Here is a 16,588-nt window from a genome sequence, read left to right on the forward strand (position 1 = left end):
CTCGCCCAGGCCATCCGGAGAACCGCATGCAAGCGAACCTGCCCGTCATCGACCTCGCACCCAGCTTCGGCACCGACCCGGCGGGCGCGCGCGACGTGGCCCGCCAGATCGACGCGGCCTGCCGCCGCCACGGCTTCTTCTACGTCGTCGGCCATGGCGTGCCGCTGGCGCTGATCAGCCACCTGTTCATGGTCAACCGGCGTTACTTCGAGCTGCCTGAGGACATCAAGAACCGGTGCCACATCGAACGCTCCGGCGGCCTCCAGCGCGGCTACGACCCGATCGGCTGGCAGGCGCTGGAGTCCGGCCGGCCGGCCGACCTGAAGGAGAGCTTCTACCTCGGCGCCGAGCGCGGACCGGACGATGCGCTGGTGCGCGCCGGCACGCCCAACCACGGCCCCAACCAGTGGCCCGACGAGGCCCATGCACCGGGCTTCCGCCTGGCCTGCGAGACCTATGCCGCCGCGCTGGAGCGCCTGGGCCGCCACCTGATGGGCCTGATCGCGCTGGGCCTGGGCCTGCCGCGTGGCCACTTCGAGCCCTTCCTGCAGGACCCCATGCCCATCCTGCGGCTGCTGCACTACCCGCCGCAGCAGGCCAGCACGCTGGACGACCAGATCGGCTCGGGCGCGCACACCGACTGGGGCGGCATCACGCTGCTCGCGCAGGACGATGCCGGCGGGCTGCAGGTGCGCGACGAGCTGGGCCGCTGGCTGGACGCCCGGCCGATCGAGGGCAGCTTCGTCGTCAACCTCGGCGACCTGATGCAGCGCTGGACCAACGACCGCTACCGCTCCACGCTGCACCGCGTGGTGAACGCGCAAAGCGGCCGCGACCGGCACTCGATCGCCTACTTCTTCGACATCGACTACCACGCCCGCGTCGAGGTGCTGCCGACCTGCTGCAGCGCCGACAACCCGGCCCGCCACGCCCCGATCACCGCCGGCGAGCACATCGTCGAGATGTATCGCCGCACCACGCTCACGGAGAGCACGACATGACCGACCTTGCGGCGGACCGCGCGCCCGCCATCGACATCCTGTCCGCCGAGCAGGTCTACCCCAACGGCACGCGCGCGCTGCTGCCGGTGGACCTGTCGATCCGTGACGGCGAGTTCGTCACGCTGCTGGGCCCGTCGGGCTGCGGCAAGAGCACGCTGCTGAAGATGATCGCCGGCCTGCTGCAGCCCACCGATGGCCGCATCCAGCTGTGGCACCGGCCGGTCGAGCAGCTCGCCAGCGTGGGCAAGCGCCTGGCCTTCGTGTTCCAGGAGGCCACGCTGATGCCCTGGACCACCGTGGCACGCAACGTCCGCCTGCCGCTGGACCTGCAAGGCATGAAGCCGGCCGAGGCCGATCCGAAGGTGGCTCAGGCGCTGAGCCTGGTCGGGCTGGAGAAGTTCGCCGGCCAGCGCCCACGCGAGCTGTCCGGCGGCATGCAGATGCGGGTCTCGATCGCCCGCGGCCTGGTCACCGAGCCGCAGCTGCTGCTGATGGACGAGCCCTTCGGCGCGCTCGACGAGATCACCCGCAACCGGCTGGACGGCGACCTGCTCGAACTCTGGCAGCGCCAGAAGCTCACGGTCGTGTTCGTGACCCACTCGATCCACGAGGCGGTCTTCCTGTCCAGCCGCGTGGTGGTGATGGCGGCCCGGCCGGGCCGGGTGGTCGAGCAGGTCGAGATCGACCAGCCCTACCCGCGCGGCCCCGAATGGCGCGTCAGCCAGCGCTACGCGCAGATCGCGGCCCACCTGCAGGACAGCCTGCTCAAGGCCAGCCAGGACGAGGACGGCCTTGTCGCCATCGGAGCCCGCACATGAACACCGCCACCGCCCATGTCGACATGAAGGGACTCGGCACGGCCGAGCCGCCGGCCGCGCCGATCCGCACCACCGGCTTCGTCGCCGCGCCGAAGCGGCGCCAGCGGCCGGCCCGCCGCACGCCCTGGCTGGCCCTGCCGGCGGTGCAGCGTGCGGTGCTGCCGCTGCTGGTCGCGGCGGTGCTGCTGGGCCTCTGGCAGGCCTGGGTCGTGATGGCCGACGTGCCGGCTTACCTGGTGCCCGCGCCGACCCGCATCGCCGCCACGCTGGTCGAGGACTTCGCGTTGCTGACCGGCGCGCTGTGGACGACGCTGAAGATCACGCTGCTGGCCTTCCTGGCCTCGACCGTGGTCGGGGTCGCGGTGGCCTTCCTGTTCGTGCAGAGCCGCTGGATCGAGACGGCGCTGTTCCCCTACGCGGTGCTGCTGCAGGTCACGCCCATCGTCGCGATCGCGCCGCTGATCATCATCTGGGTCAAGGACCCGACCGCCTCGCTGGTGATCTGCGCGACGCTGGTGGCGCTGTTCCCGGTCATTGCCAACACCACGCTGGGCCTGCGCAGCGTCAACCCCGGCCTGGCGGCCTATTTCCAGCTCAACCGCGCGACCCGCTGGCAGACGCTGGTGCGGCTGCGCATCCCGAGCGCACTGCCGTATTTCTTCGCCGGCCTGCGCATCAGCGCCGGGCTGGCGCTGATCGGCGCGGTGGTGGCCGAGTTCGTCGCCGGCACCGGCGGCACCGGCACCGGCCTGGCCTACCAGATCCTGCAATCGGGCTACCAGCTCGCCATCCCGCGCATGTTCGCGGCGCTGTTCCTGATCAGCGTGACCGGCGTGCTGCTGTTCGTCGCGCTGGCGCTGCTGACGCGCGCGGTGCTGGGCGGCTGGCACGAGAGCGAGCAGGGGCAGGCATGAATGCGGCCAACGACCTGTTGATCACCGGCGCGGCGGCGGTCTGGACCGGCCTGCGCGGGGCGGGCGCCCGGCTCGAAGGCGGGCTGGACATCCGGATCCGCGACGGCCGCATCGCCGCCACCGGGCAGCTCGCGCCCGAGCCCGGCGAGACGGTGCTGGATGCACGCGGCGGCGTCGTCATGCCGGGCTGGGTCAACACGCATCACCACCTGTTCCAGAGCCTGCTCAAGGGCATCCCCGCCGGCCTGGACCTGGACCTGATGGGCTGGCTCAGCGCGGTGCCGGTGCGCTGGCGGCGCGGCTTCGATCAGGAGCGCACGCTGCGACTGGCGGCCCGCATCGGCCTGGTCGAGCTGCTGCTGTCGGGCTGCACCACCGTGTCGGACCACCAGTACCACCTGTGGCCCGGCATGCCCTGGGACCCGAGCGCGGCGGTGTTCGACGAAGCCGAGCGGCTGGGCATGCGCCTGGTGCTGGCGCGTGGTGGCCAGACCGTCAGCCGCCTGGTCGACACCACGCCGTCGCCGCAGGTGCAGCCCGAGACGCTGGACCAGCTGCTGGACGGCCTGGCGCGCGACGTGCAACGCTTCCATGACCCGGCGCCGGACGCGATGCGGCGCGTGGTCTGCGCGCCGACCACGCCGACCTGGTCGGTGCTGCCCGACGAGCTGGACGTCATCGCCCGCGCGGCCCGCGAGCTGGGCGTGCGGCTGCACAGCCACCTCTCGGAGACGGTCGACTACGTGCGCTACTGCCGCGAGGTGCACGGCTGCACGCCGCTCGAATTCGTCGAGCGCCACGGCTGGGTCGGGCCGGACGTCTGGTACGCGCACATGGTCCACCTCAGCCCGGCCGAGGTGCGGCGCTGCGCCGAGACCGGCACCGGCATCGCCCATTGCCCGCAGAGCAACGGCCGGCTCGGCTCCGGCGTCGCGCCGCTGGTGGCCGCGCTGGCCGCTGGCGTGCCGGTCTCGCTGGCGGTCGACGGCGCGGCCTCCAACGAGGCGGCCGACATGCTCAGCGAGGCCCATGCCTGCTGGCTGATCCACCGCGCGCTGCACGGCGCGGCGGCGATGCCGGTGGCCGACGTCATCCACGTCGGGACGGCCGGCGGCGCGCGCGTGCTGGGGCTGGACGCGGTCGGCACGCTGCAGCCCGGACAGGCCGCCGACCTGGTCATCTACGACCTCGACGAGCCGGCCCACTTCGGCCTGCACGACCCGGCGGTCGCGCCGGTCGTCAGCGGCCGCGGCCGGGCCCGCGCGGTGCTGGTCGGCGGCCGGCGGGTGGTCGAGGACGGCGCCATCCCCGGCCTGGACCTGGCCGAGCTGCGCGCGGACGCGGCCGCCGAGGTCGCGGCGCTGAAGGCCCGGCTGGCCTGACGTCCAGCCGCTGCAGCACACCCTGCCCCACACCCGAGCCACCTCCTGAGGCATCCCCCGATGAACGAGCTTTCCTCCCCGCTGCCGGCCGCGCTGGCCCAGGTCATCGCCGAGACCCCTGGCATCGACTGGGTCACCGACCCCGGCCGGCGCGAGCGCCTGTCGCGCGACTTCGCCTGGTTCAGCCCAGTGCTGGCGCGCGAGCTGGCCGGCAAGTCCGCCGAGGCGGTCGCGCGGCCGACCGACGAGGCCGGCGTGGTCGCGGTCGTCGCCGCCTGCGCCCGCCACGGCGTGGCGCTGACGCCGCGCGGCAGCGCCACCGGCAACTACGGCCAGTGCACGCCGGTCCAGGGCGGTGTGCTGCTGGACCTGTCGGGCTACAACGCCCTTCTGTGGCAGCGCGGCGGCGTCGCGCGGGCCCAGGCCGGCATCCGCATGGGCGCGATGGACGATCAGCTGCGGCCGTCCGGCTGGGAGCTGCGCTGCGTGCCCAGCACCTTCCGCTCGGCCACGCTGGGCGGGCTCTACGGCGGCGGCTTCGGCGGCGTCGGCTCGATCAACCACGGCCCGCTGGCGGCCACCGGCAACGTGCTGGGTGTGCGCACGCTCACCATCGAGCCCGAGCCGCGCCTGGTCGAGCTGCGTGCGCCCGAGGCCCTGCTGCTGCACCACGTCTACGGCACCAACGGCATCGTGCTGGAGCTGGAGGTCGCGCTGGCGCCGGCCCACCCGTGGCTGGAGGCCATCGTCGCCTTCGACGACTTCGACGCCGCACTGGTCTTCGCCGACACCTTCGCGGCCCAGCCGGGCATCGTGAAGAAGAGCGTGACGCTGTTCGACAGCGCCGTCTGCGCCCTGCTGGCCCAGGCCCTGCCCTACCTGGCCGATGGCCTGCCGGCCGGCCACCACGCGGTGCCGGTGCTGGTCGCCGAATGGGGTGAACAGGCCCTGCGCGAACTCGCCGCCGCCCACGACGGGCAGATCACCTGGCGCCAGACCGCCGCCGAGGTGAGCGCCAGCAAGCGCACCCTGGTCGAGACGACCTGGAACCACACCACGCTGCATGCGCTGAAGGTGGACAAGTCCATCACCTACATCCAGAGCGGCTTCCCGGCCGGCCCGCACCTGGAACAGGTCCGCGCCTTGCGCCGCCACTTCGGCGACGCGCTGCTGGTGCACCTGGAATTCATCCGCAACCGGGACGGCCTGCCGACCTGCTCGGGCCTGCAGATGCTGCGCTTCCGCGACGACGCCCACCTCGACGACGTCATGCAGACCCACCGCGCGCACGGCGTGGGCATCGCCAACCCGCACGTCTGGCGGGTCGAGGACGGCAAGCAGGGCGCGATCAACGCCGAGATCGTCGCGACCAAGGCCCGCTTCGATCCACAGGGCCTGCTCAACCCCGGCAAGCTGCGCGGCTGGGATGAACGTGAGCGCCTGCTCACCGCCGGTCTGCCCGACACCCGGTCGCCTGCGCTGGCGACCTTGCCAACCTTTTGACGGCGCGGCCCGGCGTCCTTGACTTTTGCCGGTTTTCCACATCTGGACGTCTGGCCGCCGCGACTGCCTCATTCCCGGGCAACCCAGGGAAAACCCAGCCCCGACAGCCACTTGCGAGCGCCGCCCTGCGCTTGTCCCCAGGCTTGTCCCTGCCCGGTGTGGAGGGCCAGCGGCGGCGTCCGGACGGCCGGCACTGTCCACAGGCGCAGGGGTTTCAATCGCGCCAGATGACCGCTGCAAGTCATTGACAAATGGACGCATACCGTTTTTCGCGGCCGCTTCCGGCAGCCTGCTCAAAACGGAGGCAATCCGTTGGATGCCCCGTGGCGATCGGCCTTCCCGCATGCTGTCCCGGGCGCTATCCACATGCTTGTCCCTGTCCGATGGGGATACCTGCCGGCTGTGGACAAGTTCCGTCCACAGGCCGGGAACGGGGCTTGTCCACAGGCCGCCGTCACCGGATCGCCGGGCAGGCTGTAACCCGGTTACAGGACCGCCGCTGCGCCGTCGCTCCCTAAACTGCCGGCCCGCGCGGCCATCCGGCCGACGCACCTCCTGCGATCCCGAGAAAGCCCCCCGATGAGCTGGCACGGCCACCTGAGCCTCGACTACCACCTCGATCCCCACACGAACGCCCCGCGCACCATCGCCCACGACCGCCACGACGGCCCGCTGCGGGTGCTGCAGCGCCTCTATCCGGAAGGCGACGCGGTCTGCCACCACGTGCTGGTGCATCCGCCCGGCGGCCTGGTCGGCGGCGACACGCTGGACGTGACCGTCCACCTGGCCGAGGGCAGCCATGCGCTCGTCACCACGCCCGGCGCGACGCGCTACTACCGCAGCGAGGGCCAGCCCGCGACCCAGCGCGTGCAGGCCCGCCTGGACGACGGCGCGCGGCTGGAATGGCTGCCGCTGGAGACCATCGCCTACGACGGCTGCATCGCCCGCAACCAGCTGCGCTTCGAGCTGGCACCCGGCGCGCAGATGATGGGCTGGGACCTGCTGGCGCTGGGCCTGCCGGCCGCCGACCTCGCCTGGCGGCGCGGCAGCTACGAGCAGCGCATCGAGTTGCCCGGCTGCTGGCTGGAACAGGCCCGGCTGTCGGCCGACGACCACGCGCTGCTGGACAGCCCGCTGGGCTGGGCCGGCCAGCGCGTGCTGGGCACCTTCTGGCTGGCGGCCGGATCGGCCCTGCCGCGCCCGGTGGTCGAACAGGCGCTGGACGCCGCCCGGGCGCTGCTGGTGGCGGACGCGACGTGCATGGCCGGCACGGGGCTGCAGGCGGGCGTCAGCGCGGCCCAGCCGTCCTGCCTGGTGCTGCGGGTGCTGGCCCCACGGGTCGAACCGGCCATGAAGTTGATGACCGCCGTGTGGTCACGGTGGCGCGAGATCGCCTGGGACCGCGTCGCCTGCCCACCACGCGTGTGGTCCACCTGAATCCGCGTCGCTCATCACGTGTGGGTGACCTCACCCACGTCACCGGGGCGATTTCCCCACCCCCCCGATCTCCACGGGTCAGCAGCCCCATAGTGATTTCTGGATTCACTCAGCATTCATTAAGCAGGTTGAACACCCCTTAAAAATGGGAAATACCCCCCGCATTCAGGTGTATCGTTGCTTCACGGTGGCAGGCAATCTCGGGGTTCAGGAAGTGTTCCGACAGCCCGACCAGCCACCCGCCCCATCCCCACGAACGTGGTTCCAGCGACCGGACAGGTCTGCGGGAACGGCGCTTCAGAAGCACGAGAACACCATGAACAAGACCTTCAGCGCCACCCCCCGCTCATCACCGAACCGCCTGACGCGGGCCGCCCGGGCCTGGACGTTCGCGACGATCGGTGCACTCACCGGCCTGTTCGCCGGCCTGGCCCAGGCGGCGGTCACCATCGACATCGCCAGCCCGCGTTTCGCGGCCGATGCGCCGGTCAGCGACCTTGGCAACGGCCTGAGCTTTGCGCAGGGCTGGTGGGCGTCCAGCCCCAGCACCGGCTTCCGGACCTTCCAGCTCAGCACCACCGAAACCGCCAGCGCGAACTACGGCTTCCTGACGAGTACCGAGGCTTTCCGCCTGACGAACATCACCGTGTCCTTCATCGGCGGCAACGACACGGTCGACGGGTGGATCGAGTTCTACAACGGGAACCAGCTGGTGGCGTCCGGCAGCGACAAGCTGGACAGCAGGCTCCGCGCACTGGAGAACCCCTCGCTGTCCTTCAAGGTCGGCGTGACGGGACCGGGCGTCATCACCCGCAGCGTGACGCTCGCGCCGCAGCTGGCGACGGACCTGTACTACGACCGCGTCACGTTCGCCTATGCCAATGCCGGGCACCCGACGAACTACGCCGGCATCGCGTCCTTCACGCTGCAGGCCAAGAACCCGAACAGCAACCTCGGCCTGGTGGCCGTCAGCCCGCCGCCGGTCCCCGAGCCCAGCACCTACGCCATGATGCTGGCCGGCATCGGCGCGATCGGCTTCATGACCCGGCGCCGCCGCAAGCAGCAGGACTGAGCCGGCCGCCGCGCACCCGGGACGAACCCGGCGCGCACCGCAGCCCCCGAACCGAACGGCGCCTCAGGCGCCGTTCGCGCTTCCAGGCCCGCACGCCACGCCCCCTGGCGTGTGCACAAGTACCGGCTGAGCCTGAACGCCCGCCCCGATGCACCCGATTCGGGTGGTGGTGCATCGCAGCACCGCTCCATACGATGACCTTCAGTTTCTTCAGGAACCTGCCGAAGACGAGACACACCGTCCTCGGCGGTCCGGTTCCACGAACACTTCAAGGATCATCCACATGGCATCACTTTTCACGCACCGCGCCCTGGCGCTGGCGGTCGCCCTGATCGGCCTGGCCTCGAGCGCTTCCGCTCAGACGCTGGTCCAGCGGGAAGAACTCGCCAACCGCGGCTTCACGGAAACCCCGACGAATACCGATCCGCTGCGGGTCTGGAACGACATCAACGTGGCCGCCTACGACCGCCCCGGCGCGGGCGTCAACATCGCCGCCCGTTTCGACGTCGGCACCGGCGGCGGGGTCAGCTTCCTGTCCCAGACCCTCGGCACCTTCGCGCTGGGCACGCTGCTGGACCTGGACTTCGTCTACGGCATCGACCGGACGCTGCGCACCGGCGTGGCCGGCAACGACCAGCTGCTGCGCTTCGGCTTCCAGACCTTCACCCAAGGCACGGGCTGGTCCTGGGCCCAGGAAGACACGCTGTGGTCGAACTCGCCCACCGGGCTGCTGAGCGGCACCGGCGGCCAGGCCATCTTCGGCTTTAACCCGAACGGCGCCCGCGTGCGGGTCGCCTTCGAGGGCATGGGCGGCATCGAGGCCAAGGGCTTCAATCCCTGGGTCGACAACGTGAGCGTGGTGTCCAACACCGTCACCGCGGTCCCGGAACCCGAGACCTACGCGATGATGCTGGCCGGCCTGGGCGCGATCGGCTTCATGTCGCGTCGCCGCAAGGCCCGCACCGCCTGATCACCGGGCTGCCCGCCCGCCCCGATCGCGAGCCTCCTGCGGGAGGCTTTTTTCTTGCGGCCGTGCAAGCGTCGGTCGGCCGCCCCACAGCGGCCCCACAGCGGCCCCTCAGCCGCCCCTCAGCCGACGGGCCAGGTGCGTGGCAGCCCAGCGGCCACTGGCCAGGCAGGCGCTGAGCAGGTAGCCGCCGGTCGGGGCCTCCCAGTCCAGCATCTCGCCGGCCACGAAGACGCCGGGCCGCGCCCGCAGCATCAGCGCCTCGTCGGCACCGTCCGCGCCCAGGCGCACGCCGCCGGCGGTGCTGATGGCCTCGTCGATCGGCCGTGTCGCGCGCGCCCGCAGCGGCAGGCGCTTGATGCGCTGCGCGACCGCCGCCGGATCGGCCGTCAACGCGGACCAGCCGGCCGCGTCCAGCCCCTCGCGCAGCAGCGCGGCGGGCGCACCGCTCAGGCCCGTCTGTTCCTTCAGGTGGTTGGGCCAGGAGCGGCTGCCTCGGCCCTTGGCCAGCGCCTGCGCCAGATCGGCCTCGCGGCGGTGCGGCAGCAGGTCGAGCGTGAAGTCGGCCTGCCCGTCGGCGGCGATGCGCTCGCGCAGCAGGCTGCTGGCGGCATAGACCAGCGAGCCTTCCAGGCCGGTGGCCGAGATGACGGCCTCGCCCAGGCGCTCGAAGGCCGGCGTCGCGTCGTCCGGACCGGGCACGCGCAGCAGCACGTTCTTCAGCGGCGTGCCGGCATGGCGTTCGGTCAGGTGGGCGCTCCAGCCGATGTCGAAGCCGCAGTTGGACGGCCGCAGCGGCGCGCAAGCGACGCCCGCGGCGGCCAGCCACGGCAGCCAGGCGCCGTCGCTGCCCAGCCGGGCCCAGCTCGCGCCACCGAGCGCCAGCACGACCGCATCGGCCTCGGCCGTGACGAGGCCGGACGGCGTGTCGAAGGCCAGTTGCCAGCCGCCGCCGGCCTGACCGTCCCGCGCGAGCAGCGTGCCGTTCCAGCGTCGGCGCATGTGAAAGCGCACGCCCGCCACGCGCAGGCGGTGCAGCCAGGCGCGCAGCAGCGGCGCGGCCTTCATTTCGGCGGGGAAGACCTTGCCGGAGCTGCCGACGAAGGTCTTGATGCCCAGGCCGGCGGCCCAGGCGCGGATCGCATCGGCGTCGAAGGCCCGCAGCCAGGGCTCGACCTGGTCGGCATGGTCGCCGTAGCGGGCGACGAAGTGCGCGGCCGGTTCGGCGTGCGTGAGGTTCAGCCCGCCCTTGCCGGCCAGCAGGAACTTGCGGCCGACCGAGGGCATGGCATCGAAGACATCGACCTGCAGGCCGGCGGCGGCGAGCACCTCGGCGGCCATCAGGCCGGCCGGGCCGGCACCGACGATGCAGACACGCGCGGCCGTCGTGGAGGGCGCGGTGGCCAGGAAGGGCGTGAGGGGCGCAGCGTTCGCTGCGGCGACAGGGGCTTGTTCGGAGGGACTGGACATGTGGCGCGGGAGTCTACGCGCCGCCATCGCCCGGAGGGCGGTCGGCCGGAAGGGTCGATGGGATCGGCCTCAGATCGACATCAGCTGTCGCACGCCGTGTGCTTCCATCTCGTGGCCACGGCCACGCGCGATGATCTCGCCGCGCTCCATCACCAGGTACTGGTCGGCCAGCTCGGCGGCGAAGTCGTAGAACTGCTCGACCAGCACGATGGCCATGGTCTTGCGGTCGGCCAGCATGCGGATGACGCGGCCGATGTCCTTGATGATGCTGGGCTGGATGCCCTCGGTCGGCTCGTCCAGGATCAGCAGCTTCGGCCCGGCCGCCAGCGCCCGCGCGATCGCCAGCTGCTGCTGCTGGCCACCGGACAGGTCGCCGCCCCGGCGCTGGATCATCTGGCGCAGCACCGGGAACAGCTCGAACAGCTCGTCCGGGATCGGCGTGCTGCCGCTCTTGTAGGCCAGGCCCATGCGCAGGTTGTCCTCGACCGTCAGCCGGCCGAAGATCTCGCGGCCCTGCGGCACGTAGCCGACGCCCTTGCGCACGCGTTCATAGGGCGTGTCGCGCGAGATGTCGCCGCCGTCGAGCGCGATCGAGCCGGCCTTGATCGGCACCACGCCCATCAGGCTCTTGAGCAGCGTGGTCTTGCCCACGCCGTTGCGGCCGAGCACGACGGTGACCTCGCCGAGCTTCGCCTCAAAGTCCAGCCCGCGCAGGATGTGCGAGCCGCCGTAATACTGGTTCAGACCTTCAACCTTGAGCATCGCCGTTTTACCTGTCCAAACATGCTGGAGCCCCCGCTTGGAGGGGGCTCGGGGGAGCGGTGCGTGCCACCGAAGGTGTACCTGGGGCTAACGCCCCAGGTACACCTCGACCACTTTCTCGTTGGCCTGCACGTCGGCCAGCTTGCCCTCGGCCAGCACGCTGCCCTCATGCAGCACGGTGACCGTCTTGCGGCCTTCGGTCAGCTGGTCGACGAACTTCATGTCGTGTTCGACCACCACCAGCGAGTGCTGTCCTTCGAGCGAGAGGAACAGCTCGGCGGTGCGCTCGGTCTCCTCGTCGGTCATGCCGGCGACCGGCTCGTCGAGCAGCAGCAGTTTCGGGTCCTGCATCAGCAGCATGCCGATCTCCAGCCACTGCTTCTGGCCGTGGCTGAGCAGGCCGGCGGTGCGCTGGGCCTCGGTCTTCAGGTGGATCAGCGTGATGACCTCGCCGATGCGGTCGAGCTGCTCGCCGCTCAGGCGGTGGAACAGGCTGGCGCGTGCGCGCCGGTCGGCCGCCAGCGCCAGCTCGAGGTTCTCGAACACGCTGAGTTCCTCGTAGACGGTGGGCTTCTGGAACTTGCGGCCGATGCCGATCTGGGCGATCTCGTTCTCGCGCAGGCGCAGCAGGTCGATGGTCGAGCCGAACGATGCGCGGCCGGCATCGGGCCGGGTCTTGCCGGTGATGACGTCCATCATGGTCGTCTTGCCCGCACCGTTCGGGCCGATGATGCAGCGCAGTTCGCCGACGTTGATGCTCAGGCTCAGGCTGTTGAGCGCCTTGAAGCCGTCGAAGCTGACCGTGATGTCGTCCAGGTAGAGCGCCACGCCGTGCGTGAAGTCCACCGAGCCGGCGCGGTGCAAGCGGCCGTAGGAGGCGCTGCGGCCGCCCGACTCGGTCTTGCCGACGCCCGACGCGAGCCTGGCGTCGTGCTCGACGCGCGCCAGGGCGCGGTCCTCCATCAGGTCCGGCGTCATGCGCGGCGCTCCTTGATCTTGTTGAACAGGCCGACGATGCCCTGCGGCAGGAACAGCGTCACCGCGATGAACAGCGCACCCAGGAAGTAGAGCCAGAACTCGGGGAAGACCTGCGTGAACCAGCTCTTCGCGCCGTTGACGAAGAAGGCTCCGACGATCGGGCCGATCAGCGTCGCGCGACCGCCGACCGCCGCCCAGATCGCGATCTCGATCGATGCGGCCGGGCTCATCTCGCCGGGGTTGATGATGCCGACCTGCGGCACGTACAGCGCCCCGGCCACCGCGCACATCACCGCGCTCAGCGTCCAGATGCCGAGCTTGTAGGCCAGCGGGTCATAGCCGGTGAACATCACCCGCGACTCGGCATCCCGGATGGCCTGCAGCACGCGGCCGTACTTGCTGTTGACGATGGCGCGCGCCATCAGGAAGAAGCCGATCAGCGTCAATCCCGTCAGCACGAACAGGAAGACCCGCGTGCCCGGCTGCGCGATCGGCACGCCCAGGATGCGCTTGAAGTCGGTGAAGCCGTTGTTGCCGCCGAAGCCGGTCTCGTTGCGGAAGAACAGCAGCATCGCGGCGAAGGTCATCGCCTGCGTGATGATCGAGAAGTACACGCCCTTGATGCGCGAGCGGAAGGCGAAGAAGCCGAACACGAAGGCCAGCAGGCCCGGCACCAGCAGCAGCAGGATCAGCTGGGCCAGGAAGCTGTCGCTGAAGGTCCAGTGCCAGGGCAGCGACTTCCAGTCGAGGAAGACCATGAAGTCCGGCAGGTCGCTCTGGTAGTTGCCGTCGCGGCCGATCTGGCGCATCAGGTACATGCCCATGCCATAGCCACCCAGCGCGAAGAACAGGCCGTGGCCGAGCGACAGGATGCCGGTGTAGCCCCAGATCAGGTCCATCGCCAGCGCGCAGATCGCGTAGCACATGATCTTGCCGACCAGCTGGACATGGAACTCGCTGAGGTGGAACAGGCTGCCCTCGGGCACCACCAGGTTCAGCAGCGGCACCAGCACGACCACGGTGATCAGCGCGGCGGCCACCGCGATCCAGCCGCGCGTGCCGAGCAGCAGGCCGCGGCGCGGGCTGGGCAGGCCCAGCGCCGGAGCGGCATCGGAAGGGGTCATCAGGGCGGACATCGTCAAGGTCTCGGGTTCAGGATTTGCGCGTGTTCATCGGTGTCGTCGAGGATCAGCCGGTCAGGCTTCAGCCGATCGGCCCTTCATGGCGAACAGGCCCTGCGGTCGTTTCTGGATGAACACCACGATGCACACCAGCACCATGATCTTGGCCAGCACGGCACCGGAGAATCCCTCCAGGAACTTGTTGAGCACGCCCAGTCCGAGCGCTGCGTAGACCGTGCCGGCCAGCTGGCCGACGCCACCGGTGACGACCACCATGAAGGCGTCGACGATGTAGCCCTGGCCGAGGTCCGGGCCGACGTTGCCGACCTGGCTCAGTGCGCAGCCGGCCAGCCCGGCAATGCCCGCGCCGAGCGAGAACGCGTAGGTGTCGATGCGGGCGGTGTTCACGCCCATGCAGGCGGCCATGCGGCGGTTCTGCGTCACGCCGCGCACGAACAGGCCCAGCCGGGTGCGCGAGATCATCAGCGCGACGCCGCCCAGCACCAGGAAGGCGAAGGCCACGATGGCCAGCCGGTTGAAGGGCAGGATCAGGTTGGACGCCACCTGCACGCCACCCGACAGCCAGGACGGGTTCTCGACCGCGACGTTCTGTGCGCCGAACAGCGAGCGCACCGCCTGCATCAGCATCAGGCTGATGCCCCAGGTCGCCAGCAGCGTCTCCAGCGGCCGGCCGTAGAGCCAGCGGATGACGCTGCGCTCCAGCACCGCGCCGACCAGCGCCGCGCTGAGGAAGGACACCGGGATGGCCACCAGCACGTAGGCATCGAACATCCCGGGCAGCCAGGCGCGGAAGGCGTTCTGGACCACATAGGTCGCATAGGCGCCGATCATCATCAGCTCGCCGTGGGCCATGTTGATGACGCCCATCAGGCCGTAGGTGATGGCCAGGCCGAGGGCCACCAGCAGCAGGATCGAGCCCAGGCTGATGCCGGTGAAGACCACGCCCAGGCGCTCGCCCCAGGCCAGCCGCGACTCGACCGCCGCGAGCGACTTCAGCAGCGCGGCGCGCACGGCCGGATCGGTCTCGACCCCAGCGGCCAGGCGTTCCTGCAGCAGGCTCTTGACGCCGGCCTCGGCGCTCGCGCCCAGCGCGGTCGCGGCCTCCAGCCGGCGGGCCGGGTCGGACACGCTGACCAGCAACGTCGCACGGAGGTTCTCCAGGCGGGCCTTCAGCGCCGCATCGGTCTCGGCCGCATAGGCCTTCTCGATCATCGGCAGCTGGGCCTCGTCCAGCGGGTTGCGGGCCAGCTCGGTCAGCGCGGCGGCGCGCACCGCACGGTCCGGCGAGACCAGCTTGAGCACGCCCATGGCCGCTTCCAGCGCGCCACGCATGCGGTTGTTGTTGACGACATCCTCGGCCTCGGCCGGCGGCGTCGCCTCGCTGTCGGTGCCCGCGACGTAGGACTTGCCGTCCCGCGTCACATAGGCCTGCTTCTCGTCGAACTTGACGCCATCGTCGAGCATGGCCTGCACGAACGCCGCCAGCGCCGGATCCCCCTCGGCGGCCGCCGCATTCAGCGCCGCGATCCGCTCATCGGTCTCCCCCGCCGCCATCGCCAGCGCCTGCTGCGCCGTCAACGCATGCGACGCCCCCGCGAGGACCAGCCACAAGCTCACCACCTGAGCCACCGACAACAGCGTGCGCAGCACCATGAATCAACCCTGAGCGTCAACACCCGACGCGAACGAACATCCAGAAAGGGGCGCCGGGCCCAAAGGCCCTGGCGCAACACCAGCAGAGACGGTGGATCCGGCTTGGCCGGTCCACCCGTCTCGCCCCCCTTGGGGGGCCGCAGCTGTGCTGCGGTAGGGGGTTACTTCTTTTCCGGCATGTTCTTCTTGCCCTTGTTCTCGGCGATGTAGTCGCTCCACGGGTCGGCCTGGACCGGGCCCTTGGTCTTCCACACCACGTTGAACTGGCCGTCCGCCTTCACTTCGCCGATGAACACCGGCTTGTGGAGGTGGTGGTTCTCCTTGTCCATCGTGGACATGAAGCCGCCCGGTGCCTGGAAGGTCTGGCCGGCCATCGCGGCGATGACCTTGTCGGTGTCGGTGGTCTTGGCCTTGGTGACGGCCTGGGCCCACATGTGCAGGCCGATGTAGGTGGCCTCCATCGGGTCATTGGTCAGCGGCTTGTCCTTGTGGCCGGCGATGCCCTTGGCCTTGGCGTACTCGCTCCACTTCTTGACGAACTCGGTGTTGGCCGGGCTCTTGATGCTCATGAAGTAGTTCCAGGCGGCCAGGTGGCCGACCAGCGGCTTGGTGTCGACGCCGCGCAGCTCTTCCTCGCCGACCGAGAAGGCCACCACCGGCACGTCGGTCGCCTTCAGGCCCTGGTTGCCCAGTTCCTTGTAGAAGGGCACGTTCGAGTCGCCGTTGATGGTCGAGACGACGGCGGTCTTCTTGCCCTCGGACGCGAACTTCTTGATCTTGGCGATGATCGACTGGTAGTCGGCATGACCGAAGGGGGTGTACTCCTCGATGATGTCCGACTCGGGGATGCCCTTGGCCTTCAGGAAGGCGCGCAGGATCTTGTTGGTGGTGCGCGGGTAGACGTAGTCGGTGCCCAGCAGCACGAAGCGCTTGGCCGAGCCGCCGTCCTTGCTCATCAGGTACTCGACCGCCGGGATGGCCTGCTGGTTGGGCGCGGCACCGGTGTAGAACACGTTCTTGGACAGCTCCTCGCCCTCGTACTGGACGGGGTAGAACAGCAGCGAGTTCTTTTCCTCGAACACCGGCAGCACCGACTTGCGCGAGACCGAGGTCCAGCAGCCGAACACGGCGGCGACCTTGTCCTGGTCGATCAGCTGCTTGGCCTTCTCGGCGAACAGCGGCCAGTTGGAGGCCGGGTCGACGATCACGGGCTCGAGCTTCTTGCCGAGCACGCCGCCCTTGGCGTTGATCTCGTCGATGGTCATCAGCGCGACGTCCTTCAGGACCGTCTCGGAAATGGCCATGGTGCCCGACAGCGAATGCAGGATGCCGACCTTGATGGTGTCGGCAGCCTGCGCGAACAGCGGCAGGCTCAGGGCAGCGACGCCGAGCGACACAGCGCTGAGCGTCTTGGCGAACGTGCGACGGGTGGTTTGCATGGGAGAGGCTCCGGGTCGTTGAGTGGCGTTGGGAAACGTGGGGCTGAGGT

General features: G+C 70.2%; 14 protein-coding genes. 8 read left to right on the forward strand and 6 right to left on the reverse strand.

Annotation, left to right across the window (positions count from 1 at the left end):
• Nucleotides 1–26: 26 nt before the first annotated feature.
• From Q8X39_RS09115 to Q8X39_RS09150, 8 genes are all read left to right on the forward strand, one after another.
• On the forward strand, nucleotides 27–1,001 hold the full coding sequence (locus tag Q8X39_RS09115; RefSeq protein ID WP_305749356.1) for an isopenicillin N synthase family dioxygenase: 975 nt from the start codon (nucleotides 27–29) through the stop codon (nucleotides 999–1,001).
• Nucleotides 998–1,819 (forward strand): ABC transporter ATP-binding protein, encoded by an 822-nt coding sequence (locus tag Q8X39_RS09120; protein WP_305749357.1) that lies wholly within the window; start codon nucleotides 998–1,000, stop codon nucleotides 1,817–1,819. The genes Q8X39_RS09115 and Q8X39_RS09120 overlap by 4 nt, the downstream gene beginning before the upstream one ends.
• The gene (locus tag Q8X39_RS09125; protein WP_305749358.1) at nucleotides 1,816–2,733 is read left to right on the forward strand and encodes an ABC transporter permease; all 918 of its coding nucleotides are present in this window, start codon (nucleotides 1,816–1,818) and stop codon (nucleotides 2,731–2,733) included. Before Q8X39_RS09120 ends, Q8X39_RS09125 begins: the two co-directional genes overlap by 4 nt.
• Nucleotides 2,730–4,115, forward strand: coding sequence for an amidohydrolase family protein (locus Q8X39_RS09130; protein ID WP_305749359.1), 1,386 nt, complete (start codon nucleotides 2,730–2,732; stop codon nucleotides 4,113–4,115). The genes Q8X39_RS09125 and Q8X39_RS09130 overlap by 4 nt, the downstream gene beginning before the upstream one ends.
• Nucleotides 4,116–4,175: 60 nt before the next feature.
• Nucleotides 4,176–5,618 carry an FAD-binding oxidoreductase gene (locus tag Q8X39_RS09135; protein ID WP_305749360.1) on the forward strand — a complete coding sequence of 481 codons (1,443 nt, stop codon included), beginning with the start codon at nucleotides 4,176–4,178 and terminating at the stop codon, nucleotides 5,616–5,618.
• A 579-nt stretch (nucleotides 5,619–6,197) separates the two neighbouring features.
• Nucleotides 6,198–7,055, forward strand: coding sequence for an urease accessory protein UreD (locus Q8X39_RS09140; RefSeq protein ID WP_305749361.1), 858 nt, complete (start codon nucleotides 6,198–6,200; stop codon nucleotides 7,053–7,055).
• Nucleotides 7,056–7,371: 316 nt separating this feature from the next.
• Nucleotides 7,372–8,127 carry a PEPxxWA-CTERM sorting domain-containing protein gene (locus Q8X39_RS09145; RefSeq protein ID WP_305749362.1) on the forward strand — a complete coding sequence of 252 codons (756 nt, stop codon included), beginning with the start codon at nucleotides 7,372–7,374 and terminating at the stop codon, nucleotides 8,125–8,127.
• Nucleotides 8,128–8,410: 283 nt separating this feature from the next.
• Complete coding sequence (locus tag Q8X39_RS09150) at nucleotides 8,411–9,097, forward strand: PEPxxWA-CTERM sorting domain-containing protein (protein ID WP_305749363.1); 687 nt, start codon at nucleotides 8,411–8,413, stop codon at nucleotides 9,095–9,097.
• 108 nt (nucleotides 9,098–9,205) lie between these two features.
• On the opposite strand, the gene Q8X39_RS09155 is transcribed toward Q8X39_RS09150, so the two are convergent.
• The 6 genes from Q8X39_RS09155 to urtA all read right to left on the reverse strand — a co-directional run bounded on the left by Q8X39_RS09155 (nucleotide 9,206) and on the right by urtA (nucleotide 16,538).
• The gene (locus Q8X39_RS09155) at nucleotides 9,206–10,564 is read right to left on the reverse strand and encodes a TIGR03862 family flavoprotein (protein ID WP_305749364.1); all 1,359 of its coding nucleotides are present in this window, start codon (nucleotides 10,562–10,564) and stop codon (nucleotides 9,206–9,208) included.
• 69 nt (nucleotides 10,565–10,633) lie between these two features.
• The gene (gene urtE / locus Q8X39_RS09160; RefSeq protein ID WP_305749365.1) at nucleotides 10,634–11,326 is read right to left on the reverse strand and encodes an urea ABC transporter ATP-binding subunit UrtE; all 693 of its coding nucleotides are present in this window, start codon (nucleotides 11,324–11,326) and stop codon (nucleotides 10,634–10,636) included.
• Between the two features lie 87 nt (nucleotides 11,327–11,413).
• Nucleotides 11,414–12,304, reverse strand: a complete 891-nt coding sequence (gene urtD / locus Q8X39_RS09165) for an urea ABC transporter ATP-binding protein UrtD (RefSeq protein ID WP_305749366.1) — start codon at nucleotides 12,302–12,304, stop codon at nucleotides 11,414–11,416.
• Nucleotides 12,301–13,440, reverse strand: coding sequence for an urea ABC transporter permease subunit UrtC (urtC, locus tag Q8X39_RS09170; protein ID WP_305749367.1), 1,140 nt, complete (start codon nucleotides 13,438–13,440; stop codon nucleotides 12,301–12,303). Before urtC ends, urtD begins: the two co-directional genes overlap by 4 nt.
• 60 nt (nucleotides 13,441–13,500) lie before the next feature.
• A complete protein-coding gene (gene urtB, locus Q8X39_RS09175; protein WP_305749368.1) occupies nucleotides 13,501–15,099 on the reverse strand; it encodes an urea ABC transporter permease subunit UrtB in 1,599 nt (532 codons plus the stop codon).
• A gap of 161 nt (nucleotides 15,100–15,260) precedes the next feature.
• Complete coding sequence (urtA, locus tag Q8X39_RS09180; RefSeq protein ID WP_305749369.1) at nucleotides 15,261–16,538, reverse strand: urea ABC transporter substrate-binding protein; 1,278 nt, start codon at nucleotides 16,536–16,538, stop codon at nucleotides 15,261–15,263.
• Nucleotides 16,539–16,588: the final 50 nt, after the last annotated feature.

Origin of the sequence: Leptothrix discophora (genome assembly GCF_030705305.1) — a bacterium.
GTDB lineage: Bacteria > Pseudomonadota > Gammaproteobacteria > Burkholderiales > Burkholderiaceae_C > Sphaerotilus > Sphaerotilus discophorus.